The following is a 24,621-nucleotide window of genomic DNA, read 5'->3' as shown; positions in this document are numbered from 1 at the left end:
TCTTGTTTGCTTGTTGTCTGGTTCGACAACTGGCCGCCTTGCGGGGCGGCTTTGCCGCGGCAGGATGGCGGGCAGCCGATAATTTGCCGAACCAGCCAACCAGCCAACCAGCCAACCAGCCAACCAGCCAGATTCTCAGGTTTTGAGAACGCTTCGCGGCCATAATGCCGCGATGTCGTTATTCGATGCCGAAAAGACCCTGGACGCCTGGTTCGCCGAAGCTGTGGGCGAGCCCACGCCGGTGCAGCGTTCGGCCTGGCCGGTGTTGCGCGGCGGCCGCAATGCGCTGGTGATTGCCTCGACCGGGCAGGGCAAGAGTCTGGCGGCCTGGCGGCCGCTTGTGGAGGGGCTGGTGAACCGGCCGGCTCGCGGACGTGGGGTCAGGGCGCTGCATATTGCGCCGCTGAAGGCCCTGGCGCGGGACATGACGCACAATCTGGCGCCCTTGCTCGAGGCGGTTGTTCCGTTCAGTGGGCAGGCGCCGAGGATCGGGCTGCGTTGCGGTGACACGCCGCGGTCCGAGCGCGACCGGCAGCGCCGCAATCCGCCCGAGATTCTCTCGACCACGCCGGAATCCCTGTTCGTGCTGCTGGGAAGCCGCGGCGGGCGGGCCCTGCTGCGCAGGGTGGAATCCGTGGTGGTCGACGAGCTGCATGCCCTGGTGGGCAACAAGCGCGGGGCGCACCTGGCACTGTCACTGGCCCGCCTGGACCGGCTGGCGGGCAGGCCCGTGCAGCGTATCGGCCTGTCGGCCACGGCCCATCCAGCCGGGGCCCTGGCGCAGTTTCTGGCCGGCGCGGGCGACTGCGAGATCGTGGCTCCGGATGCACCCGGGCCGGTGAAGCTGGCGGTGGAACTGCCGGACATGCCGCTGGGGCCGTACCCCAACAGCGTGCACTGGGAGCAGATTCACTCTCGCATTGCCGAGCTGGCGGCGGCCGACCGCTCCCTGCTGGTGTTCTGTCAGACGCGTGCGCGCGTCGAGCGCACGGCCGCGACGCTGGACGAGTTGCTCGAAGCCGCCGGGCAGCCCGGTCAGGTCGGCGCGCATCACGGCAGCCTGGATACCGCGCACCGCGAGGCAATCGAGGCACGGTTCAAGGCCGGCGAGTTGCGCGTTCTGGTCAGCAGTGCCTCATTGGAGCTGGGACTGGACCTGGGCCATGTCGACCGGGTCTGCCAGATCGGCGTGCCCGGCTCGGTCAACCTGGTGCGCCAGCGCGCCGGAAGAAGCGGGCATCGGCCAGGTCGGCGTCCGTGCATGCATCTATTTCCACTGACGCTCAACCAGCTGGTCGAGACCCGCGCACTGAAAGACGTGATCGCCGACGGCGGCGTCGACGCCGTCGAGCCGCTGGCGGCGCCGCTGGACGTGCTGGCGCAGCAACTGGTGGCCCTGGTCGCCAACGGCACGGGTGATGTCGACGAACTGCTGGCGGTTGTGCGTTCGGCCTGGCCGTACCGCGATCTCTCGAAGGCGGAACTGGAAGCATTGCTGGCCTCCCTGGCCGATCGGCCTGAACTGATGCCCCATGAGCAGCTCGATCCCCTGCTGGTTGTCGACGGGCGCGGCGGCTACCGCGCCCATGCCGAGGCCGATCGCCTGGTGCTGACCAACGCCGGCACGATTCCCGAATGGTTCGAGTACGAGGTGGTGCGCGTCGATACCGGCGAGGTGGTGGGCAGGCTCGACGAGGAAGTGGCTTTCGAGTCCTCGCCGGGGCAGGTGCTGCAGCTGGGCAATCGGCCCTGGCGGATCCTGCGCGTGCTGACCGGCCTGGTGCGCGTGGAACCGGCCGACGAAGAGCCGGCCGAGATGCCGTTCTGGTTCGGCGAAGGGGCGGGGCGCAGCCAGGAGATGGCGCAGGCCATGCTGCGGGTCATCGGCGGGCAGGGGCCCAATCCGCCGCATCCGCAGGCCCTGCAGTTGCTGGAAGAATCGCGCGCTCTGCTCGGGGCCTTGCCAGCGCCGAATCGCCTGGTGATCGAGCAGTTTTCCGATCCCGGCGGCGACCGCCATATCGTGCTGCATACCTTTGCCGGGGCGCGCATCAATCGCGCCTGGGGCCTGGCGCTCCGAAAGCGCTTCTGCCGCCAGTTCAACTTCGAGCTGCAGGCGGCGGCCACCGACGACGGCGTGCTGATTTCACTGGGCGTGACCAGCCAGTTCGACCTGCCGGCGGTGGCCGGATTCGTCAAGTCGCACAATGTCGCCGATGTGCTCACCCAGGCGATGCTCGACACCCCGTTGTTCGTCACGCGTTTTCGCTGGTGCGCCAACAACGCCCTGGTGCTGCTGAAAAACGGCCTGGACGGGCCGCTGCCCTCACAGCGACAGCGCAGCCAGGCCGAGAACCTGATCGCCTGCGTGTTTCCCGATCAGCTTGCTTGCCTGGAGAATTTGAGCGGGGCGCGTGAGGTGCCCGACCATCCGCTGGTGCAGCAGGCACTGTCCGACTGCCTGGACGATTACATGGACCTGGGTGGGCTGCAGCAGCTACTGGCGCGCGTCGAAACCGGCGAAGTCGAGGTGCATGCGGTTGACACCCAACGCCCTTCGCCCCTGGCCGAGGCGCTGATTCACGCCCCGCGCTATAGCTACCTGGACGAGGACGACGCCGAGGAACGACGCACGCGCAACTTCGAGCGACCGGCCAAGCGGCCGGGCGGATCCGCGGTGCGCTCACGTAGCGCGCCGCGGCCTCCGTCAGGGAAGCGGACGGGCGCCACGAAGCCGCCGGCGCGCACTCCGGGTGTTGCGGCACCGGAGGTGGCCAGCGGCGGCGAGTTGGCGCCGCGCAAACCCTCGACCACCGCGCTCGAGCGATTGCTGGAGCAGTCGGGTTTCCTGACTCAGCGCGAAGGGGAGTCGGGGCTGGGCCTGGCGCATCCGGCACCGGCCGGGGGCTGGACGCGCTGGTTTTCGAAGCTCGTGCGCGAGGGACGCGCCCTGGCGCTGGTCAATCCCGAAACCAGGCAGCGACTTTGGATTGCCACGCCCCGGCTGGACTGGTTCCTGTCACTGGACGGGCGCTGGCAGCCCAGTCCGCCACCCGGCGGCTTTCCGCGCGATGCCCTGCCGAGCGACCGCGGTGCGGTGTGGCAGTGGTTGGTCGAGAGCCGTCGTTGCGTTGAGGGGGAACGGGCGTTCGAGACGGTGTCGACGGTGTTTGGATTGACCGGGCCCGGGGATGCCGAGAACCGTGTGTCGAAGATTGCGTAGGGTGCGTGGAAGCCATGTCACGACATCGAATCGGGCGAGCCGGTATAGTCCCGTCACTGGAGCGACACCCAACGGAGAAATGGGAATGCGAATTCTGATTGCAGTACTGCTGTCGGTTTGTTCCGTTGCCGCCTCGGCCGCCGAGATCGTGGCCGGGCCGATGCCCGGGCATTCGACCATGCGCCAGGTCAAGGTCTGGGTGCAGACCGACGAACCGGCCCTGGTGCAGCTTCGCTACCGCGCCGATGAAGGCGAGGACTGGCTGACGAGCGAACCCGAGGCCACCAATTCCGAAAAGGCCAACACGGCAACGGTGCTTGCCACGGGCCTGGAGCCGGGGCTGCACTACGAATACGAGGTGTTGGTCGACGATGTCGTACAGCCGGCCGAACACACGCAGCGTTTCGTCACCCAGCCGTTATGGCAGTGGCGTGAAGACCCGCCCGACTTCCGTTTCGCACTCGGCTCCTGCGCCTATATCAACCAGCCCGAGTACGACCGACCGGGTGAGCCGTACGGCGGCGACTACCGGATTTTCGATGCCATCGCCGACGCCGAACCGGCCTTCATGCTGTGGCTCGGCGACAACGTTTACTACCGTGAAGCCGACTGGAATTCGAAATCGGGCATGTATGCGCGCTTCAGCCACACCCGGGGCCACGAAGCCTTGTCACGGCTGGTGACCGGCACGCACCATTACGCCACCTGGGACGACCACGATTTCGGACCGAATAACTCCGACCGCGGCTACGCCATGCGCGAGGCTGCTTTGGAGGTGTTCAACGCCTTCTGGGCCAACCCGGACTTCTCGGCTGCCGGAACGGGCGGAGTGACCAACTACTTCGAGTGGCACGATGTCGGCTTCTTTCTGCTCGACAACCGCTACTTCCGCCAGGCCAACTACCGCGTATCCGGTGACCGGACGATCCTGGGCGAGGACCAGGTCGAATGGCTGATCGACGCGCTCAAGACCAGCAATGCCAGCTTCAAGTTCGTGGTTATGGGCGGGCAGTTCCTCAACTCGGCCGAAAGCAGCGAGAGCTACATCAATCTCGCCCCCGGCGAGCGGCGCGAGTTGCTTGACCGCATCGAGGCCGAGCGCATTCCCGGCGTGGTCTTCCTGACCGGTGACCGGCACCACTCGGTGCTGCTGAAAATGGACCGCTATCGCACCTATCCGCTCCACGAATGGACCGTTTCGCCGCTGACCGCCGGATCACACAATCCCGGCGACGAGGCCATGCAGTACGATGTCGACGGCAGTCTCTACACCGAGCGGAATTTCGGCATGATCGAAGTAACGGGGCCGCGCAACGAGCGCGTCGCCTCCCTGATCCTGCACAACAGCGACGGCGAGGAAGTCTGGCGCGGCGAGATTCGGCAGCAGGATTTGCAGCCCTAAGCGGGGCCTGAAACCAGAAATTGACCACGGAAAGCACCGAATGCACGGAAGAATACTGGACCTCTTTTTTCCGCGTCTTCCGTGTCTTCCGTGAATTCCGTGGTCCATATTGACGCTCAGGCCGAGCCTCGTTCAGGTTTTCGTTCAGGCTGACTTCAGGCGGGTCGGGGTACAAAGTGTCCACGCGGCGCGTTTTGCCGTAAGGAGGCAATGACATGAAAACCCTGATGACGCTGGTACTTTCCGCCCTGTTGACGCTTGGCTGCAGCATGACCGGCCAGGTTCAGGCCGATGACGACTACTTCAGTCAGGCCGAGCTCGACTCGATGCTGGCCCCGATCGCGCTGTATCCCGACAGCGTGCTTTCGCATGTCTTGATCGCGGCGACCTATCCGCTGGAAGTGATTCAGGCCGCGCGCTGGTCGCGCGAACGACCGGGCCTGCGCGGTGAAGATGCCGTGGCCGCGGTGGAATACCAGGACTGGGATCCCAGCGTGAAGGCGCTGGTCGCTTTCCCGGAATTGCTCGAGCGCATGGACGACGACTTGCAGTGGACGCAGCGTCTGGGTGACGCCTTCCTGATGCAGGAGGAAGACCTGATCGCCTCGATTCAGTATCTGCGCTCGGAGGCCTACTCGCAGGGCCACCTGGCCAGCAACGACCGTGTCAAGGTCGTGCGCGAGAAGGAGTACATTTACATCGAGCCGGCGCGCACCCGCGTGGTCTACGTGCCTTACTACGACCCGCGCGTGATTTACTCAAGCTGGCGCTGGTCGAGTCATCCGCCGGTGTATTGGCATCGTCCCAGCGGTTTCAGCCTGAGCGTGAATTTCCACTGGGGTCGCCCGTACTATGTCCGGCCGAACTTCTACTTCAGCTCCTTCCACTGGGCACAGCGCCGGGTCGTGGTGGTCAATCATCACCATCACTACTACCGGGATCACGGCTTCCATTCCGGCCGCCAGGTGGCCCGCTTCGAACAGGCTCGCCACTGGAAGCACGATCCGACGCATCGTCGGGGTGTGAGCTATCGCGGCCGGGTGGAGCAGACACGTTTCGTCGATAGCGGCAGTAGCCGGCCGGCTTCGGCGCGCCAGAAGGCAAGCACAAGCCGATCGGCGGTGCGATCGGATCGGCGTGAATGGGCGGCAGAACGCCGTTCGAGCACCACATTCGACCGCCAGGTTGGGTCGGCAACGCGATCAAGCTCGAGGTCGGAGCGTGTGGCCGAGTTGCGCGGCGGTGAACGAGCCACATCAAGGGTCGCCAGTTCTGAACGCGCAGCCAGCCGATCCGGCTCGGCGCGTGTCGAATCGAGCCGCGCGACAGCGCGCAGTCGCACCGTGACCGAACGTGCGCCGGAACGGGCTGCCTCGCGCAGTGGTGGCTCGATCGAATCGACGCGTTCGCCCGCCACGCGCGCGAGCCGTATCAGCGAGTCGCTGCGTAGCGGTTCGAGTTCGCGTACTCAGGCGACCAGCCGGTCGCCGGTGACTGAGCGTTCGTCCGAGCGGGCGAGCAGTCGCTCGTCCGGGCGCTCGAGCACCGCCGGTCGAACGAGCCGGTCTGACAGCAAGCGTTCGTCCGTGGCGATTCCGCGCGATCTGACCGTGCGTTCGAGCAGTAGCAGGGAACGCAGCTCCACGCCTTCGCGCAGCGCCCGTTCGGCGGCACCGGCCGGGAGCACTCGCTCGGCAGCGCCGTCACGCGGCGGAGCCATCATCAATGAGCGCAGTTCAGCCCCGAGCCGGCAGTCGGCTCCGAGTCGCAGCCATTCAGGCAGCCGCGATTCAGCGCCGTCGCGCGCGGAGCCCCGGGTTCGATCCTCTGCCCCCGACCGCGGCCGGAACTCCTCGTCGCCTTCGCGCAGCAGTCGCGCTGCTTCGAGCCCGCGCTCTACGAGGAGCGCGGTCCAGAGCCGCTCACGCGGCGGTGATTCGCGGCGCGGTGGCCGTGGGGGTGAGGAAGAGCGGCGGTAATCGAAACCCTGCTTCAGCTCTTGAGCCGATGCCCGGTTCTTACGATCCAGGAAACGATGGCCAAACACACGATGATGAAGCCGGCCAGCGAGGCTACGCTCACCCAGACGCTGACATCCCCGCTACCGAAGAAGAAGTAACGAAAACCCGAGACGATGTAGACGATGGGATTGAACAGGCTCACCGTCTGCCAGGTCTCGGGCAGCATGTCGATGGAGTAGAACACTCCGCCTAGAAAGGTCAGCGGCGTGACCACCAGCATGGGGATGAATTGCAGGGCCTCGAAGCCCTCGGCCCAGATGCCGATGATGAAGCCGGCCAGGCTGAAGGCAAAGGCCACCATCACCAGGTAGACCAGCATCCACACCGGGTAACCCACATTGAGATCGACGAACAGGTGCGCCGTGAGCAGGATGATCAGGCCCAGCAGCACCGACTTGGTGGCCGCCGCACCCACGTAGGCCAGCACCAGTTCCGCCGTCGAGACGGGGGCGGACAGGATTTCGTAGATGGTTCCCGAGAAGCGTGGCATGTAGATGCCGAACGAGGCGTTGTTGAGACTCTGCGTGAACACCGTCAGAAGGATCAGTCCCGGAACGATGAAGGCACCGTAATTGACCTGGTCGATCTCGCCGATTCTCGAGCCGATGGCCGAGCCGAAGACCACGAAATAGAGCACCGTTGTGAGGATGGGCGTGGCGAGGCTCTGCCACAGCGTGCGCTTGAAGCGCGCCATCTCGAAGCGGTAGATGGCCCAGGTGCCACGCAGGTTGAGCATCGGGGCACTCATCGCTCGCTCTCCAGTAATTCATCATCTTCGTGCACCAGGTCGACGAAAATCTCTTCGAGCGTGCTCTGGCGCGTATTGATGTTGGTGAACTCGATGCCTTGTGCGTGCAGGCGTTTGAGCAGGGTAGGAACGCAGGATTGCTCCTCGTCGGCGGCGAAGCTGTAGTCGAGTCTGCGGCCCTCGTCGGCCAGGGTCAGCGACCAGTCGTCGAGCGACTCGGGCAGTTCGCTCATCGGCGCTTCGAGGTACAGGCTCAGGTGCTTGCGGCCGAGTTCCTTCATCAGCGAGGCGGTTTCGTCGACCACGATGATCTCGCCGCGCCGGATTACGCCGACACGGTCGGCCATGCGCTCGGCTTCCTCGATGTAGTGGGTAGTGAGCACGATGGTCACGCCGGTTCCGCGCAGCTTCTCGATCATCCGCCACATGTCGCGTCGCAGTTCCACGTCGACCCCGGCCGTGGGTTCGTCGAGAAATAGCAATTTGGGTTCATGGGCCAGTGCCTTGGCGATGAGCACGCGCCGTTTCATCCCGCCGGAGAGCGTCATGATGGCGTGGTCACGCTTGTCCCAAAGCGAAAGGTCACGAAGCACGCGCTCGATATGGGCCGGATCGGGGGCGAGCCCGAACAGGCCGCGGCTGAAGCTGACCGTGTCGATCACGGTCTCGAACATGTCGGTGTAGAGCTCCTGCGGCACCAGGCCGGTGTGGCGCCGGGTGGTGCGGAAATCTCGGACCGTGTCGTACCCGTCGACCGTGACGCTACCCGAGGTGGGTGTGACGATGCCGCAGATGACGTTGATCAGGGTGGTCTTGCCCGCGCCGTTGGGGCCGAGCAGGGCGAAGATCTCGCCCCGCTCGATGTCCAGGTTTATCGATTTGAGCGCTTGTAGGCCGCCTGCATAGCGCTTGTCGAGGTTGTCGATTTGAAGCAATGCGCTCATGCCGGGCTCAGAGTGCCTCGCATTTGTAGCCATCCGGCGTGGACAGGCGGGTGACGGCGATTTCGCCGCTGCCGTAGCCGGGCATGTCGTAGGCGACCGTGCCGCTGCTGCAGTCGTCGAAGCTCAGGGTCAGGGTGCCGTAGCCGTCGAAACCTGATTGCGGCGGGTTCTGAAAGCCGACGCCTTCTTCCGTGCCGGGGTGGCTTTGCAAATCCACCGTGACTTCGCTGGCGCCGTAATCAAAGGAGCTGCTACCGATCAGCCAGAACTGCCGCTGCTGGTCGAAGTTGTACCAGTAGACCAGGGCCAGCGGACCATTACCGCCGGCGTCATTGGCGATTTCGATGTTGAAACCGACGCCGGAATTATCGGGGTCGTACCAGGATCCGGAATGCTGTGGCATCAAGGGGAAGCCTTCGGTGCGTGCCGCGCGGAGAATGACCGGCGGATTGCGGGGGAACTGCTGCAATGTCCCAATGGGGGAAGTGATGCTGCTGGTGGGAATCTGCGCGATGGCGTCTACCGTGGACATGCCATGCACCACTTCGCCGAAAACAGCGTACCCCTCGTCGGTGTTTCCGCCGGGGTCGAGGTCCGGGTTGTCCTCCAGATTGATGAAGAACTGCGATGTCGCCGAATCGGGATTGCTTGTACGCGCCATGGCCAGGGTGCCGCGCAGGTTGGACAGGCCGTTGTCGGCTTCGTTGACGATCGCCTCGTAAGTGTCGTCCTGAAAGTCGAGGTGTTGGTCGAATCCGCCGGCCTGGATCACGAATCCCGAGAGGACCCGGTGGAAGATCAGTCCGTCGTAGAAGCCGTCATCAACGTAGCGCAGGAAGTTCTCGACCGTGATTGGGGCGGCCCCGGGATCGAGTTCGATGATGATCGGGCCCTGGTCGGTATCGAGCCAGACGCGCGGATCCTGAGACTGGGCCTGAAAGGCGCAAGTGGCCAGCAGCACGAAGGTAAGGAATTTGCTCATGATATTCTTTAGTCGCTCGGGAAAGCCTGAATTCTACGCCAGGGCGGTACGCAAGGGGTGGCAACGCACCAAAGTACAGGTGACGATGCGGGGCGGAGTTGGGTACCCTTTGGGGCTGGACTCACAAAAGATAGCAGCCAAGACCATGACCGAACCCATGTGGCGGCCGTCGGCCGAGCGTCGTTCCGGGGCCAACCTGTCCCGCTTCATCCAGTTGATCAACCAGCAGCTCGACCCGCATGTGCACGACTGGGAGACGCTGTACCGGTGGTCCGTGGACAACCCGCAGGACTTCTGGAAGGCGATGTGGGAGTTCGGAGACGTGCTGGCCGAATCGCGCGGCGACGAAGTGACCGAGAACTGGCCGGCCATGCCGGGCACGCGCTGGTTTCCGCAGGCGCGACTGAATTTCGCCCAGAATCTGCTCAAGTTCCGCGACGAACGCACGGCGCTGATCTTCGCCAACGAGCAGGGTGTGCAGCGGCGGATCAGCTACGCCGAACTTTACGCCGAGGTGGCGCGTGTCGCCGCTGCACTGCGCGAGATGGGCGTGGTGGAGGGCGACCGGGTCGCCGGCTACCTGCCCAACCTGCCCGAGACCGTCATCGCCATGCTGGCGGCAACGTCCATCGGTGCAGTGTGGTCGTCGTGTTCGCCCGATTTCGGCGTACAGGGCGTGATGGACCGTTTCGGGCAAATCGAGCCGAAGGTGCTGTTCGTCGCCGCCGCCTACCGCTATAACGGGAAGACCTTCGATTGCCTGGCGCGGGTGCGCCAGCTGGCCGAGAAGTTGCCTTCACTCGAGCGCATCGTGGTGACCGGATACATGGATGACGATCCAGATTTATCCGGTCTCGATCATGCGGTTATATGGACCAATTTTGCAGACAACAGCGCCGAAAAAGTAGATTTCGCCCAACTGCCCTTCGACCACCCGATCTACATCCTGTACTCCTCGGGCACCACCGGCGTGCCCAAGTGCATCGTTCACGGCGCCGGGGGCACGCTTTTGCAGCACCTCAAGGAGCTGCAGTTGCACACCGACCTGCGCCGTGACGACCGCCTGTTCTATTTCACGACCTGCGGCTGGATGATGTGGAACTGGCTGGTCTCGGGCCTGGCAGTGGGTTCGACCGTGGTGCTCTACGACGGCTCGCCCTTTCATCCCAGCGGCAAGGTGCTCTGGGATCTGGCCGATGAGGTCGGCATTACCGTGTTGGGCACCAGTGCCAAGTGGATTGCCGCCTGCGACAAGGCCGGAATCAAGCCGCGCGAGACACACAGGCTCGAGCACCTCAAGGCGATTCTCTCGACCGGCTCGCCATTGCTGCCGGAGTCCTTCGACTACGTCTACCGCGACGTGGCCGAAGATGTGCAGTTGAGTTCGATCTCTGGCGGTACCGATATCGTTTCCTGCTTCGCGCTGGGCAATCCGCTGCTGCCGGTGTATCGCGGGGAACTGCAGTGCCGGGGACTGGGCATGAAGGTCGAGATCCGCGCCGACGATGGTCGCGTGGTCGAAGACGAGACCGGTGAACTGACCTGCTCGATGCCTTTCCCCTGCATGCCCGTCAAGTTCTGGAACGACCCTGACGGCAAGCGTTATCACAGTGCCTACTTCGAGAAGTTCGAGCACGTGTGGTCGCACGGCGATTACGCCCGCCTGACCCCCACGGGCGGCGTGGTGATCTATGGCCGCTCGGATGCCACCCTCAATCCGGGCGGGGTGCGTATCGGTACCGCGGAGATCTACCGCCAGGTCGAGAAGCTCGACGAAGTACTCGAGTCGATCTGCGTCGGTCAGGACTGGGAAGGCGATGTGCGGGTGGTGCTGTTCGTCCGGCTTCGCGACGGTGTCGAACTCGACGATGAACTGCGCGACCGCATCCGCAAGACCGTCCGTGCCAACGCCACCCCGCGCCACGTGCCGGCAAAGATCATCGCCGTGCCCGACATCCCGCGCACGGTCTCGGGCAAGATCGTTGAACTGGCCGTCCGCGACGTCATCCACGGCCGCGAGGTCAAGAACACCTCGGCATTGGCCAACCCCGAGGCGTTGGAGCACTATCGCGATCTCGAAGAGCTTGAGTCCTGAAGGAGTCTGGAACCACGGAAGACACGGAATGCACGGAAAAGGCAGCGAGGTCTTTAATTGATTCAGTGACTTCCGTGATTTCCGTGGCTCAGTTTTTTTCCTGAAGAAACTGCGCAAGAAGTGATTTCAGCACCGGCAATGCCGACTCAAGGCGGTGGTCGCTGTCGAGCAGGTGGAGGGCGGCCTTGCTGGCTTCGGCGAAGCGCAGGCTGTGTTGCCAGGGGATGATGTCGTCGTGCCAGCCGTGGATGACGGCAATGCGATCGCATTTCGGGGCATAGCTTTCGGGTATCACGCCTTCGGGGACACGGTCCTCCAGGTACAGGGCGGGCGCCATCAGGAACAGGCCGGTGACCGGTACGGCTTCAGCGGCGTGCACGGAAACCCATCCTCCCATCGATGAACCGACGAGAATCGGCGGCTCGGCCTGTTGACGAATCGTCTCGATCAGCCGCTCGGCGCGGGCAGCAGGCTCGTCCTGCAGATCGCGGTAGTCCACGGCCAGGGTCTTGAAGCCCAATTCATTTGCTACGGGCTCGAGTTCTCGAATCTTGAGGCTGTCGGGGCTGGAGAGGTGGCCGTGGCTGAAGATGACGCGCATGGGCATTGAGTTCATTGGTGTTGTGGTTTTTCGGTGCTTTGGTCGGCATTGTTGCATCGTCGGGGTGAGGTGCCAAGCGCTGACCGTGCAGGAATCTGGAGCCACGGAAAGCGCGGAAGACACGGAATAGGCCGCTGTTTCTCTCCTGAAACTAATCTGGGCCTATCAACCACAAGAACGCGAGTACGCCATGGAGCGCAATGCTTTCTTGTTTTTTTCCGTGACTTCCGTGCCTTCCGTGGTTTCATGACCAAGGACGCTTTCGCTTAGAATCAACGCATGATCGAGGGAATTCTGATTGCTGTTCTGGTTGTCCTGCTGGTGTGGGGCATCGTCGTTTTCAATCGCCTGGTGCGCGCTCGCAACCTGGTGCGCAACGGCTTTGCTGACATCGATGTGCAGTTGCAGCGAAGGCACGACCTGGTGCCGCAGCTGGTCGAAGCGGTGCGGGCCTACAGCGGCCATGAACAGCGTGTGCTCATGGATGTGACGGCCTTGCGTTCGAGGGCGCAGGAGGCCGAGGGCAAGGGGCAGGCGCAGGCGATGGCCGGCGCGGAGGTGGCGCTTGCCGCCGGGTTGGGGCGGCTGTTGTTGCTGGCCGAGGATTATCCGGATCTCAAGGCGACTGAGAATTTCCAGCAGCTGACGAACGAACTGGTGGAGACCGAGGATCTGCTGTCGCACGCTCGGCGTTTCTATAACGGTGCGGTGCGCGATCTCAATACCCGCATTCAGCAATTTCCGGACCTGCTGGTCGCTCGCCTGACCGGTTTCGAGGAAGCGACCTTCTTCAGCGCCGAGATCGAGGCGCGTTCGGCGCCCGGCGTCGCGGGATTGCTGGGGAGAAGCAACAAGGACTGAGGGACAAACGGATGAAGCGATTCCTGTGGGCGCTCCTGCTGCTGCCGGTGATGGCGGTGGCCGAAGAGCGCATTGTCGAATTTGCCAGCGAGATCGAGGTGAAACCCTCGGGTGAGCTGGTGGTTGTGGAAAACATCACCGTGGTGGCCGAAGGCCGCGATATCCGACGCGGTATCTATCGCGATTTTCCGACGCGCTATGAAGACCGCAGCGGTCGTCGCATGACCGTTCCGTTCGAGGTGACGTCTGTGCGTCGCAACGGTCAGCGCGAGGACTGGCATACCGAGTCGATCAGCAATGGTGTGCGCGTGTACTTCGGCAGCGCGGACCGGATGCTGGAACATGGCGAGCACACTTACGAATTGATCTATCGGACCGAGCGCCAGATCGGTTTCTTCGAGGACTTCGACGAGCTCTACTGGAACGTCACCGGCAACGCCTGGGGTTTTCCCATCGAGCAAGCCAGTGTCGTTGTCGAGCTGCCGCCGGGCGCGTCGCCCGACGATCTGCGTCTGGATGCCTATACCGGCGCCCAGGGCGAGCAGGGCGGCGATGCGGTCGGCGAGGTGGTCAGCGGCAGCCGCGTGCGATTCGAGACCACCCGCCGCCTCGCCCCGCGCGAGGGGCTGACGATCGCGGTCGGCTTTCCGAAGGGCCTGGTCAAGGAGCCCACGGCAGCCGAGAGGCGCGAGATGTTCCTGCAGGATCATCGGATAGCGGTCATCGGTGGACTCGGCACCCTCCTCGTCGTGCTCTGGTACCTGCTTGCCTGGACACGGGTGGGCCGCGACCCTGACGGCGGAGCGATCTATCCACGCTACGATCCGCCGGAGGGTTACTCCCCGGGCATGCTGCGCTACGTCTGGAAGATGGGCTACGACAAGACCTGCCTGGCCGCCGCCCTGGTCAGTCTGGCGGTGAAGGGCGCGATCAAGCTCGACAAGGACGATGACGACTACGTGGCCGAGCGCCTCGACGGCGAGACCGATTCCACCACCGAGCGCAAGTTGCTGGAGATGCTGCTCTCCCGGCAGGGCGACCGGATGACATTCGAGCAAAGCAATCATTCCGACATACGCGCTGCGCTAAAGGCGCACGAAAAGGCGCTCTCGGGCCGCATGGAAGGACGTTACTTCCAGCTCAACCGATGGTGGGTGATCCCGGGTATCGTGATTTCGGTGGCCACCCTTCTGGCCATGGTGCTTTCCCTGCCAGGCGAGGAGAAGTTCGCGGCCGGCTTCCTGGCCGTGCACCAGTCGATCTGGAATATCGGAACGGCGGTGCTGATGATGCGCGTCTACCGGACCTGGCGCGACCTCAAGGGCGTCACCGGCCTGATCGGCGCCATCGTGTTGACAGCATTCAGCCTGCCGTTTCTGATCGCAAGCATCGTGGTGCTGGGTATCTTCGGCAATATGATCGGCTGGCTGCCGGGCCTGATCGTGGTCCTGATCGCCGTCGTCAACGGCCTGTTCTGGAGCTGGATGCGCGCGCCGACCTTGCGCGGACGCAAGCTGCTCGACCAGATCGAGGGCCTGCGACTGTACCTGACAGTAGCCGAGCGCGATGAGATCGAACAGCGCCATGGCAAGGCACCGCCGCAGACCTTCGAGGAATTCGAGCGCCTGCTGCCCTATGCCGTGGCCCTGGACGCGGCCGATACCTGGGCCGAGCGCTTCGCCGCCGAGATCGAAGCGGCCGCGCAGGCGGGCACGGCACAGTCGCGCCACTGGTACCCGGCCACAATCAGCGATGGGCGATTCACCGCGGCAGGCCTGGGCTCGGCCCTGGGCTCGAGCCTGGCCAGCGCCACCGCATCGGCCTCGACGGCGCCCGGATCGAGTTCCGGCGGCGGGGGAGGTGGATCCTCCGGCGGCGGAGGTGGCGGCGGAGGTGGCGGGGGCTGGTAGATTCCCTTTTTGTTGGAACCACGGAAGGCACGGAATCCACGGAAGGACCAAAAAATGCAAGAATGACGGATCACGGGTCAGCTTTGGCGGTGCCTTCAGAGTGTGTGAGTTCCCGTCGTGTAGTCAGGGCATGATTTTGAAACTTTGCTCGAGCCCAACTCACTTTCTCGGGCTTTCCAGGTTGTTCCCATTTCCGTGTGTTCCGTGATTCCCGTGGTTCCAGGTTTATTCGTCCAACCGAACAGGTGATGGTATGACATCCAACCCGACCCGCAATCTGGCGGTTTTCTGCGACTTCGAGAATATCGCTTTGGGCGTGCGCGATATGCGCTACGAGGCTTTCGATATTCAGAAAGTGCTCGAGCGCCTGCTGCTCAAGGGCAATATCGTGGTCAAGAAGGCCTATTGCGACTGGGGCAGGTACAAGGAATTCAAGCCGCCGATGCACGAGGCGGCCTTCGAATTGATCGATATCCCGCATGTTCGCATGTCGGGTAAGAACTCGGCCGATATCCGAATGGTGGTCGATGCCCTTGACCTGTGCTACACCAAGGGCCATGTCGACAGCTTCGTGCTGCTCAGTGGTGACTCGGACTTCTCTCCCCTGGTTTCGAAACTGCGAGAGAACAACAAGACGGTTATCGGCGTTGGTGTGAAAAGTTCGACTTCCGACCTGCTGATGGCCAACTGCGATGAGTTCATTTTCTACGATGACTTGATTCGCAAGAAGCCGAAGAAGCCTGTAGCGAAGAAGAAGTCCTCGAAAAAGAAGACGACTGCCAGCGCCAAGCCGGTCGACGACAAGCAGCAGGAGGCCTTCGACCTGGTGCTCGAAACGGCCGAGGCGTTGTTTGCCGACCGCGATGCCGAGGAAAAGGTGTGGGGATCGATGGTCAAGCAGGCCTTGAAGCGCCGCAAACCCGGCTTCAGCGAGTCCTATCACGGCTTCCGCAACTTCTCGGAGTTGTTGCAGCAGGCCGAGAAGCGGGGGCTGCTGGAGTTGAAGCCGGACGAGAAGTCCGGCGGCTACATCATCCAGTCAATCAAGGCGGAGGAGTAGCCGGCGCGAAAAACCATGGAACCACGGAAGGCACGGAATACACGGAAGGGAGAATCCAGGTTCGTGTCTTCCGTGATTTCCGTGGTTCCATCGGTTTTCAGTCCGAGTTGGTCCCGGTCCTGGCTGGGGTTTCGTTGAGATGATGGATCGTTCTCTGGGGGAACGGGATCGAGCAGCCGGCGGCTTCGAGTTCGGTCTTGATCTTTTCGAGCAGCTCGCTGCGCACGACCCAGTAATCGGAAGTCAGCACCCATGGCCTCACTGCGAAGTTGACGCTGGAATCGGCCAGGTCCATGACCAGGATGGCCGGTTCGGGATCCTTGAGTACCTTATCGTGGTCGGTGATCACCTTCCAAATAGTGTCTCGCGCGACCTTGAGATCATCACCGTAACCTACGCCGATCAGCAGGTCGCAGCGGCGTGTTTCAAAGGCCGAGTAGTTGGTGATCGGGCTGGAAGTGATCTCGCTGTTGGGCACGATCACGCTTCGATTGTCCGGCGTGACCAGATGCGAATGAAAAAGACCGACACGCTCGACCGTGCCCGACACGCCACCGGCCTCGACGAAGTGCCCCTTGGTGAAGGGCCTGAACCCGACCAGCATCACCCCGGAAGCGAAGTTCGACAGGCTGTTCTGCAGCGCCAGGCCGACAGCCAGGGCGGCGCCACCAAGGATCGCGATCATTGGCGTTACGGAGACGCCAAGGTAGCTGATGGAAGCCAGAATGACGCACAGCAGCAGCAGACCGTAGAGGATGGTGCCAAGGAAAGCAATCAGCATGGCATCGAGTTGACGCTTGCTCAGGGTCTTGCGTGCCAGCGCGGCGATGGCCTTGGCGACCCAGCGGCCAATGATGAAAATCAGCAGTGCACCGATCACCTTCCAGGCGATCGCCAGGATCTGCGCCGTTTCGAGGTTGGCGTACCACTCTTGCAAGCTTTCCATGCGAGTCTCCCTGATTTTTCGGGTTATTGCGGAATCATGATTCAGCCCATGAGCCTACGTCAAGAATGTCGCCGGGGTGTCAACGCCGGGATTAGTTCCCGAACCCTGTAACCACGGAAAACACGGAAAGGCACGGAGGGCCTTACTGGATTTATGCAGAGTCCGTGTATTCCGTGGTTTATGGTTTTGACCTAGATTTACTTGGGCTCCAGACGCACGGCACCGTCGAGACGCAGGGTCGTGCCGTTGAAGTAGGCGTTTTCGACGATGTGCGCGGCCAGGCGGGCGAACTCCTCCGGCTTGCCGAGTCGCTTGGGGAAGGGAATCGACTCGCCCAGGGCCTGCTGCACTTTCTCGGGCATCACATCGACCATCGGGGTGTGGAAGACGCCCGGCGCGATGGTCATCACGCGAACGCCGAAACGGGTAAACTCGCGTGCCATCGGCAAGGTCATGCCGACCACGCCGCCCTTGGAGGCGGAATAGGCGGCCTGGCCGATCTGTCCTTCATAGGCGGCCACCGACGCCGTGTTGATGATCACACCGCGCTCGCCATCATCGTTGGGCTCATTGTGCTGCATCAGGTTGGCCGCGGCCTTGCCTACATTGAAGCTGCCGACCAGGTTGACCATGACCGTCTGCGAGAAGATATTGAGCGGCATGGGGGCTTCGCGACCGAGCACGCGGCCGGCACCCAGGATGCCGGCACAGTTGACGGTGACGTTGATTTCGCCAAGCCAGTCCTTCGCATCCGACAGGACCTGTTCGACCTGCGATTCGCTGGTGACGTCGGTCTTGAAGAACTTTGCCTTCTCCTCCCCGAGCTTGCCAACGGCCTCAGCGGCCTTGTCTTCGTTAACGTCGAGCAGGGCGACTTTCCCACCGAGCGAAACGAAGTGCTCGGCCACGGCAAGGCCCAGGCCCGATACGCCGCCGGTGATGACGGCTTTGATCTTGTTGGTATCCATTGGTTTTCTCCTGGTTGTTCGAAAATCAAAATCTTTGGAACGCAAAGCAGCGAAGCAGCGAAGAACGCAAAGAAGGACCTACAGGTTATTGACGACGCGAGAAATGCCGTGCTTGATGAGTCGTGTATTCCAATTGATTAAGAGTCCTAACTGAAGGCCCGTCAATTTCAAGTAGGTAAAGACCTGAGATTTGTGAACCGGCAGAACCTCTTGCGTCACTTTGTTCTCGATTAGAACAGTGTCATGGACCAGCATGTCCACCCGAAATGCTTTTTCGATCTCCAGTCCGTCGTAACGCAGTGGGAGCAGAACTTCTGTAGCAACCCTGTACCCGCGTTTTTGGAGCTCATGCGCCAAGCATGCCTGATAAGCCGACTCCAGTAGACCAGGCCCAAGAGCGCTGTGCACCTTGAATACACAGTCCACTGTCTCTCTCGCAAGACCTTCCAGTTCCGATCGATTCATGCCTGTAGGCTTTTAGTTCATCTCTTCTTTGCGTTCTTTGCTGCTTCGCTGCTTTGCGTTCTAAAGGTTTTTCACTTCCAGAGCCTTTCTAACTCCGCTTGAGGATCGCCTGGCCCGTCTTTGAGCGGGGCCGGTCGAGTTCGCCGGCGATCCAGTCGCCGACTCGGGCGAGTTGCATCAGGTCGACGCCAGTTTCCAGGCCCAGACCGTGGAGCATGTAAACGACGTCCTCGGTGGCGACGTTACCGGTCGCGCCGCGGGCGTAGGGACAGCCGCCGAGGCCGGCCACCGAGGAGTCGACCACGCGCACGCCTGCGTCCAGGCAGGTGTAAATGTTGGCCAGGGCCTGGCCGTATGTATCGTGGAAGTGAACGGCGAGCTGTTCCATCGGGACCGAGCGGGCGACGGTTTCGAGCATTTCACGCGCCTTGTTCGGCGTGCCGACGCCGATCGTGTCGCCCAGGGAAATTTCGGCACAGCCGGCGTCGAACAGAGCCTCCGCCACCCGCACCACGTCGGCAACCGGCACGTCACCCTGATAGGGACAGCCCAGTACGGTGGAGACATAGCCGCGCACGCGCACCCCGTCTTCCCGGGCACGGGCCAGTACGGGTGCAAAACGTTCCAGCGATTCGGCAATCGAGCAGTTGATGTTTCGCTGATTGAAGGCCTCGGAAGCGGCGGAAAATACGGCCACTTCTTCGGCGCCCACCTTTCGGGCACGCTCGTATCCCTTCTCGTTGGGCACGAGGACCGGGTAACGTACGCCCGATCTCCGCTCGAGGCGCTCGAAGACTTCCTCGGCATCGGCCAGTTGCGGAATGGCGGGGGCGGCGACGAAGCTCGTCGCCTCGATGACGCCCAGGCCCGAATCGGCCAGGCGCTCGATCAGCTCGATCTTGACCTGCGTCGGAATCGTGTAGGACTCGTTCTGGAGCCCGTCACGCGGCCCGACCTCGACAATGGTGACCTTGTCAGTCATCGCCTCAAACGAGTTCGATGGCAATTGCCGTGGCCTCGCCACCGCCGATGCACAGGCTGGCAATGCCGCGCTTGCCGCCGCGGTTTTTCAAGGCGTGGATGAGCGTCACCAGGATGCGTGCACCGCTGGCGCCGATCGGATGGCCCAGAGCGCAGGCGCCACCGTTGACGTTGACCTTCTCGTGCGGCAGCTCGAGTTCGGTCATGGCTGCCATGGTGACGGCAGCGAAGGCCTCGTTGATCTCGAACAGGTCGACTTCCTCGGCCTTCCAGCCAGCCTTGTCGAGCACCTTCGAGATGGCGCCGACCGGGGCCGTGGTGAACCATTCCGGTTCCTGTGAGTGCGTGGCATGGGCAACGATGCGTGCCAGCGGCTTGGCGCCGCGGGATTCGGCATCGGACTCGCGCATCAGGACCGTGGCGGCCGCACCGTCGGATATTTTCGAGGAGCTGGCGGCGGTGATGGTGCCGTCCTTGGCAAAGGCCGGGCGCAGCTTGGGCATCTTGTCGACCGGGCAGTTGGCCGGTTCTTCGTCGGTGCTGACCTCGACCTCGCCCTTGCGGGTCTTGACCGTCACCGGCGTGATCTCGGCGGCGAAGGCGTCGGATTCGATCGCCGCCAGGGCGCGCTCGACCGAGGCTTTGGAAAAGGCGTCCTGCGCGTCGCGGGTGAAGCCGTACTTGGCCACGCACTGCTCGCCGAACTGGCCCATCATCTGGCCGTCATAGGGGTTCTGCAGGCCGTCGAAGAACATGTGGTCGAGGAATTTGGCATGGCCCATGCGCAGGCCGCGCTCGGCCATGTAGGGCGCGTTGGTCATCGACTCCATGCCCCCGGCAACCACGATATCGGCCGAGCCGGCCAGCAGCGCGTCGGCGCCCTGCATGACGGCCTTCATGCCCGATCCACAGACCTTGTTGATGGTGGTGCAGCCGGTGCTGACCGGTACGCCGGCACCGAGGGAGGCCTGGCGGGCCGGTGCCTGCCCGACGCCAGCCGGCAGCACGCAGCCCATGATGACTTCGGAGACATCCTCGCCGCGGATCCCGGCGTCGCTCAGCGCCGCCTGGATGGCGGCCGCACCCAACTCGGGCGACTTGACCGGTGCAAACTGGCCCTGGAAGGAGCCGACAGCGGTACGACGGGCGGAAACGATGACAATGGAATCGGTCATGGGGGGCTATCCGTGTTTGTGGGACTCAGCCGGCTATTATCGCATGAGGAACGATCGAGGTTGGGCAGACCGGCCTGTGTTCCGGCGGGCGGTCCGTTCTTGGGCTGAGGGTTTTCCCCGGTTTTCGTGGGTGATCTCCCGGGTGGTGGCACGGGCCACGGGAGGTCGATACTCGGTAGCAATTCAACCGAGGTATTTCCATCATGAAACGCCAATTGATTCCAATCGCCCTGTGCCTGGCCTTCGCCGGTCATGCCCAGGCCGATGTTGCGATCGACCCCTTATTGCAGCAAAACATGGATGCCGGCGAGTGTCCATGCGAGGTCATTGTCACGTTCGAAAAACGTAACGACCTGAGCCAGCTCGACGTGCTTGGCCTCTCGGCGCTCAAGCTCGAAGTGCTGCCCATGGCCGGCCTGACGCTGAGTAACGCCGAAATCGATCTGGTCTCCGGGTTGAGCGGCGTCGAAAGCATCTACTTCAACGCCCCGCTGGAGTACTTCAACTACAACTCCGGACAGATCACCGACGGCCACCTGATGCACGATACGCTCGATATCAAAGGTCGTGGGGTGACCATTGCCGTGCTGGATTCGGGCGTGGACGCAACCCATCCCGATCTCGAGTTCGGCACCAAGACGATCGAGAACGTCAAGATCATCGGCGACCTGGGCCTGCTGGGCGGGCAGACTCTCTACGCCGAAGGCCAGCTCAATACCGACACCAGTTCGGGACACGGAACGCATGTCGCCGGAACGGTGGGTGGCACGGGTGAAGTCTCGGCAGATGATCCTCGGCGGCCGTATGCGCTGGCCGGCATCGCCCCGGAGTCCGACATTGTGGGACTCGGTGCCGGTGAAGCCATCGCCATTCTTTACGCGCTGATCGGCTTCGACTATGCCATCGGCAACCAGGAACGACTGGGCATCGACATCATTACAAATTCCTGGGGTGCCACCGGCGGGCCCGAATTCGACCCCAACAATCCGATCAACAAGGCCTCCTACGAAGCGTATCGCCGAGGTATGGTCGTGCTGTTTGCCGCCGGGAACGACGGTGCCGAAGACACGGTCAACCCGTATGCGCTGGCGCCGTGGGCGATCAGCGTGGCAGCTGGTACCCAGGACGCCCAACTGGCCGATTTTTCCAGCCGGGGCGTGCCGGATCACCCTTACAAACACCCCGACATCACCGCGCCAGGCTCGACCATTACCTCGACACGTGCAGTCAATACGCCGCTTCCCCTGCTGGGCCCGGTGCTGGACCCCGAGTACTACACCTATTACGCGACAATGAGCGGTACCAGCATGGCCACGCCCTTTGTCGCCGGCACGGCCGCCGTGCTGCTCGAGGCCAATCCCATGCTTTCGCCCGACCAGGTGCTCGACATCCTCATGGAAAGCGCCGACCCGATGTTCGGCTACGAGTTTCACGAGGTGGGTGCCGGACATATCAATGTCCTCAATGCGGCCGTCCTGGCCCAGGAAACCGACGGCGAGCGCATCGAGTTTCTCGAGGGGCAGTCTCGTTGGTCGGCCAGCGGCGAATGGAACCGGATCGACGATACCGATTCGCGCCTGGCGCTTTCCGGAAAGTGGCGCAGCCGCAGCCATGATTCGGCCGAGGGCGGCAGCGTGCAATGGATCGATTCCCGCCGCGGGGGGCATGTTTTTGGACGTTTTTCGGGCGACACCTTGCAGCTTCCTCTGCCGCGCGACAAGCAGGGCGGTGTGGCTGATGTCTATATCGACGACCATTTCCATGGCCGGGTCAGTTACTTCGACGATGTCACGACCATGGCAGCGCGTGCATTCTCCGGTCTGGGTGCGGGTATTCACACCGTCGAGCTGATTCCGATCGACGGACGGACCTATTTCGATGGGTTCAGGATTCCCGGTGAATTGTTCGATATCGATGCCGAGTTGGTCGAGGAGACCACGGTGTACACGGGCACCATGGGGCCATCAGCCGAGAATGTGTCGGTCGAAATGATCGACTTCGAGGTTGAGCCGGGCACTATTCGGATCGAAGGAATTCTTGACTGGGACGTGTTCGCCGACCTGGATCTGCGACTCTACGACCCCAGCGGCCAGGAAGTCGCCTCGGCGGCATCGCTGGAACAGCCTGAAATCGCCGTGGCCGATATCAGCGAAGCCGGAACCTACACCTGGGTTATCGAGGGCTATATCAGCGTGCTTACCAACTACACCCTGGAGAGTACCGAGACCTCGGTAAGGATCGCCGACTGAGCATGCAAGTGATTATTTCGATCTCCGGAATCGGGGCCGCCAAGCGCGGCCCCTTCTTCTTACTGCAGCGCCTGGGGACTGGAACCGATCTTGCGGGCCGCCGCCAAACGGATCCCCCGGGTGCCGGTCACACGGGCCATAGCCAGTAGATCGAAGTGCTGGTGACCACCATCAGTATCAGGTTGAGTGGCGCACCGACCTTGGCAAAGTCGGTAAAACGGTAAAGCCCGGTACCATAGATCATGGTGTTGGTCTGGTAGCCGACCGGGGACAGGAAGCTGGTCGAGGCGGCGAACATCACGATCAGCACGACGGGAAAAATCGGCATGGCCAACTGGCTGGCGACACTGATGGCCACCGGCACCAGGATCACCACCGAAGCATTGTTGCTGACCATTTCGGTCAACACGGTGGTGATCAGGTACAGGGCCATGAGTACAAGCAGGGGATGCCAGCCGCTGGCATTCGTGGCCAGCATCGTGGCCAGCCATTCGGCCGCACCCGACTTGGTCATGGCGATGCCAAGCGGAATCACGCCGGCAAGCAGAAAAATGACGTTCCAGGACACGCCCGAGTAGAGATCCTCTCGCGTCAGGCAGCCGCAGAAGAACATGGCCACCACGCCGATCAGCGCGGTAATGACAATCGGCAGCGGTGTGAGTGTGGCCGCCAGAATCACACCGGCGACGACCAGGCCGGCCGACCACATGCGAGCGGTATCGAAATCGTCCTCGAAGGTATCGAGGACGACCACGTCGGGGTGGCGGCGCAGGCGATCATGCGCGGTCGAGGAGACCTGGACCAGCACGATCTCTCCCACAGTCAGCCGCTCTTCGGCCAGGCGCTGTGAGTCGACCGACTCGACCTCCAGTCCAACCACGCGGGCCTGGTAGCGTTGCCAGAAATCAACTTCACGGCCCGGTGTGTTCTCGAACACTCGATCGTTGCGCAGCAAAAGGCGCGTCAGGTGGCCGTCGGAACGGACGCGCCGCGCCTGGCCAAAATTCGACAGCACTTCGACATCATCCGACTTGATCAGATCGGCGACCTGCCGACGGTTGCCGCGCAGGTGCAGGATGTCGTTCACCTTGAGCCGCGTTGTCGCCGCGCGTTTGATATGCGAGTGTTCGTCGCGCACCAGTCGGACGGCCTCGGTGCCGGTGCGTTCGTCGAAGCCCGCCTCTCTGATGCTCTTGCCAACCAGGTTGCTGCCAGAACGGACCTGCACTTCAAAGATGAAGCTTTCTTCGTCCGTGTCGTGAACCTGTATGCGGTCGCGCTCAGGCATCAGCCAGCGGCCGATGAACAGGAAATAGATCAGGCCGGTCGCCAGAACGATCAACCCCAGATGCGTGAACTCGAACATGCCGATCTCGCGGCCAAATGCCTCGGATTCGGCCAGCAGCGAAGAAGCCAGCAAGTTAGTCGAGGTGCCGACCAGGGTCAGCGTACCCCCCATCATGGCCAGGAAGCTCAGCGGCAGCAGCAGGCGGGAGGCCTGTGAGCCCGAACGCTTGGCCATATCGAGCACGAGTGGAATGGCCACCGCAACCGCGGCAGTGTTGTTGATCAGCCCCGAGACCGGTCCGACCAGCAGCGCGATGATCGTGATCTGACGCCATTCCGGCCCGCTCATCCAGGGGGCCAGAAGCTTGCCGAGGCGGTGAATCAGCCCCGAACGCTGGACGCCGGCGGAAAGAATGAACATCGCCAAAACCGTCACCGTGGCCGGTGACGAAAGCCCCGAAAGTCCCTCGCGCACGGTCGGGAATGCCGACTGCAGGTCGATGCCGCGCTCGAGGAGCCAATCGGAGTGGAAAAGCAGCGGAATCGCGGTGACGGAAACCAGAATCAGGAAAGCGGTGACGTCGAGCGGAAACTTCTCGCTGGCGAACAGGTACAGCGCGATGCCGATGATGAGGAAGACGAGCCCGATCTCGACGGTCATCTCGAACTCTTTGCCGGCTTGTTTGCCATCATCGAAATGGTA

At 62.7% G+C, this 24,621-nt stretch carries 18 protein-coding genes; 8 read left to right on the top strand and 10 right to left on the bottom strand.

Features of this window, described 5'->3' with window-relative positions:
- Positions 1 to 172: 172 nt before the first annotated feature.
- From G4Y73_RS13600 to G4Y73_RS13590, 3 genes are all read left to right on the top strand, one after another.
- Positions 173 to 3,223 (top strand): DEAD/DEAH box helicase, encoded by a 3,051-nt coding sequence (locus G4Y73_RS13600; RefSeq protein WP_164232364.1) that lies wholly within the window; start codon positions 173 to 175, stop codon positions 3,221 to 3,223.
- A gap of 85 nt (positions 3,224 to 3,308) precedes the next feature.
- Positions 3,309 to 4,625, top strand: a complete 1,317-nt coding sequence (locus G4Y73_RS13595) for an alkaline phosphatase D family protein (protein WP_164232363.1) — start codon at positions 3,309 to 3,311, stop codon at positions 4,623 to 4,625.
- A 215-nt stretch (positions 4,626 to 4,840) separates the two neighbouring features.
- Positions 4,841 to 6,604 (top strand): DUF3300 domain-containing protein, encoded by a 1,764-nt coding sequence (locus G4Y73_RS13590; protein ID WP_164232362.1) that lies wholly within the window; start codon positions 4,841 to 4,843, stop codon positions 6,602 to 6,604.
- A gap of 13 nt (positions 6,605 to 6,617) precedes the next feature.
- Here G4Y73_RS13590 and G4Y73_RS13585 read toward each other — a convergent pair whose 3' ends face one another.
- Genes G4Y73_RS13585 through G4Y73_RS14225 form a run of 3 tightly spaced genes read right to left on the bottom strand, consistent with a single transcriptional unit; the run spans position 6,618 to position 9,320 of the window.
- Positions 6,618 to 7,394, bottom strand: coding sequence for an ABC transporter permease (locus tag G4Y73_RS13585; RefSeq protein WP_164232361.1), 777 nt, complete (start codon positions 7,392 to 7,394; stop codon positions 6,618 to 6,620).
- A complete protein-coding gene (locus G4Y73_RS13580) occupies positions 7,391 to 8,338 on the bottom strand; it encodes an ABC transporter ATP-binding protein (RefSeq protein WP_164232360.1) in 948 nt (315 codons plus the stop codon). The genes G4Y73_RS13585 and G4Y73_RS13580 overlap by 4 nt, the downstream gene beginning before the upstream one ends.
- Before the next feature lie 7 nt (positions 8,339 to 8,345).
- Positions 8,346 to 9,320 carry a peptidylprolyl isomerase gene (locus tag G4Y73_RS14225; protein WP_164232359.1) on the bottom strand — a complete coding sequence of 325 codons (975 nt, stop codon included), beginning with the start codon at positions 9,318 to 9,320 and terminating at the stop codon, positions 8,346 to 8,348.
- Positions 9,321 to 9,465: 145 nt separating this feature from the next.
- Here G4Y73_RS14225 and G4Y73_RS13570 point away from each other — a divergent pair, with 145 nt between their 5' ends.
- Positions 9,466 to 11,415, top strand: coding sequence for an acetoacetate--CoA ligase (locus G4Y73_RS13570; protein ID WP_164232358.1), 1,950 nt, complete (start codon positions 9,466 to 9,468; stop codon positions 11,413 to 11,415).
- 88 nt (positions 11,416 to 11,503) lie between these two features.
- Here the strand turns inward: G4Y73_RS13570 and G4Y73_RS13565 are convergent, their stop codons facing one another.
- Positions 11,504 to 12,016 carry a YqiA/YcfP family alpha/beta fold hydrolase gene (locus G4Y73_RS13565; protein WP_164232357.1) on the bottom strand — a complete coding sequence of 171 codons (513 nt, stop codon included), beginning with the start codon at positions 12,014 to 12,016 and terminating at the stop codon, positions 11,504 to 11,506.
- 279 nt (positions 12,017 to 12,295) lie between these two features.
- Here G4Y73_RS13565 and G4Y73_RS13560 point away from each other — a divergent pair, with 279 nt between their 5' ends.
- From G4Y73_RS13560 to G4Y73_RS13550, 3 genes are all read left to right on the top strand, one after another.
- A complete protein-coding gene (locus tag G4Y73_RS13560) occupies positions 12,296 to 12,877 on the top strand; it encodes a LemA family protein (RefSeq protein ID WP_164232356.1) in 582 nt (193 codons plus the stop codon).
- A gap of 11 nt (positions 12,878 to 12,888) precedes the next feature.
- Complete coding sequence (locus G4Y73_RS13555) at positions 12,889 to 14,787, top strand: DUF2207 domain-containing protein (protein ID WP_164232355.1); 1,899 nt, start codon at positions 12,889 to 12,891, stop codon at positions 14,785 to 14,787.
- A 253-nt stretch (positions 14,788 to 15,040) separates the two neighbouring features.
- Positions 15,041 to 15,847: an NYN domain-containing protein gene (locus G4Y73_RS13550; RefSeq protein WP_164232354.1), complete on the top strand. Its 807-nt coding sequence runs from the start codon at positions 15,041 to 15,043 to the stop codon at positions 15,845 to 15,847.
- A gap of 97 nt (positions 15,848 to 15,944) precedes the next feature.
- Here the strand turns inward: G4Y73_RS13550 and G4Y73_RS13545 are convergent, their stop codons facing one another.
- From G4Y73_RS13545 to G4Y73_RS13525, 5 genes are all read right to left on the bottom strand, one after another.
- Positions 15,945 to 16,793, bottom strand: coding sequence for a mechanosensitive ion channel domain-containing protein (locus tag G4Y73_RS13545; protein WP_164232353.1), 849 nt, complete (start codon positions 16,791 to 16,793; stop codon positions 15,945 to 15,947).
- A gap of 197 nt (positions 16,794 to 16,990) precedes the next feature.
- The gene (locus G4Y73_RS13540; protein WP_164232352.1) at positions 16,991 to 17,761 is read right to left on the bottom strand and encodes an SDR family NAD(P)-dependent oxidoreductase; all 771 of its coding nucleotides are present in this window, start codon (positions 17,759 to 17,761) and stop codon (positions 16,991 to 16,993) included.
- Positions 17,762 to 17,839: 78 nt separating this feature from the next.
- Entirely contained in the window at positions 17,840 to 18,226 is a 387-nt protein-coding gene (locus tag G4Y73_RS13535) for a GxxExxY protein (protein ID WP_164232351.1), read from the bottom strand.
- Between the two features lie 88 nt (positions 18,227 to 18,314).
- Positions 18,315 to 19,208 carry a hydroxymethylglutaryl-CoA lyase gene (locus G4Y73_RS13530; RefSeq protein ID WP_164232350.1) on the bottom strand — a complete coding sequence of 298 codons (894 nt, stop codon included), beginning with the start codon at positions 19,206 to 19,208 and terminating at the stop codon, positions 18,315 to 18,317.
- A gap of 4 nt (positions 19,209 to 19,212) precedes the next feature.
- Entirely contained in the window at positions 19,213 to 20,382 is a 1,170-nt protein-coding gene (locus G4Y73_RS13525) for an acetyl-CoA C-acyltransferase (RefSeq protein ID WP_164232349.1), read from the bottom strand.
- Between the two features lie 203 nt (positions 20,383 to 20,585).
- On the opposite strand from G4Y73_RS13525, the gene G4Y73_RS13520 reads away from it, so the two are divergent.
- Entirely contained in the window at positions 20,586 to 22,631 is a 2,046-nt protein-coding gene (locus tag G4Y73_RS13520) for a S8 family serine peptidase (RefSeq protein ID WP_164232348.1), read from the top strand.
- Between the two features lie 127 nt (positions 22,632 to 22,758).
- On the opposite strand, the gene G4Y73_RS13515 is transcribed toward G4Y73_RS13520, so the two are convergent.
- Positions 22,759 to 24,579, bottom strand: coding sequence for an SLC13 family permease (locus G4Y73_RS13515; protein WP_164232347.1), 1,821 nt, complete (start codon positions 24,577 to 24,579; stop codon positions 22,759 to 22,761).
- Positions 24,580 to 24,621 lie beyond the last annotated feature (42 nt).

Source organism: Wenzhouxiangella sp. XN201 (assembly GCF_011008905.1).
Taxonomy (GTDB): domain Bacteria; phylum Pseudomonadota; class Gammaproteobacteria; order Xanthomonadales; family Wenzhouxiangellaceae; genus Wenzhouxiangella.
This window is presented reverse-complemented; position numbering and strand designations above follow the sequence as displayed.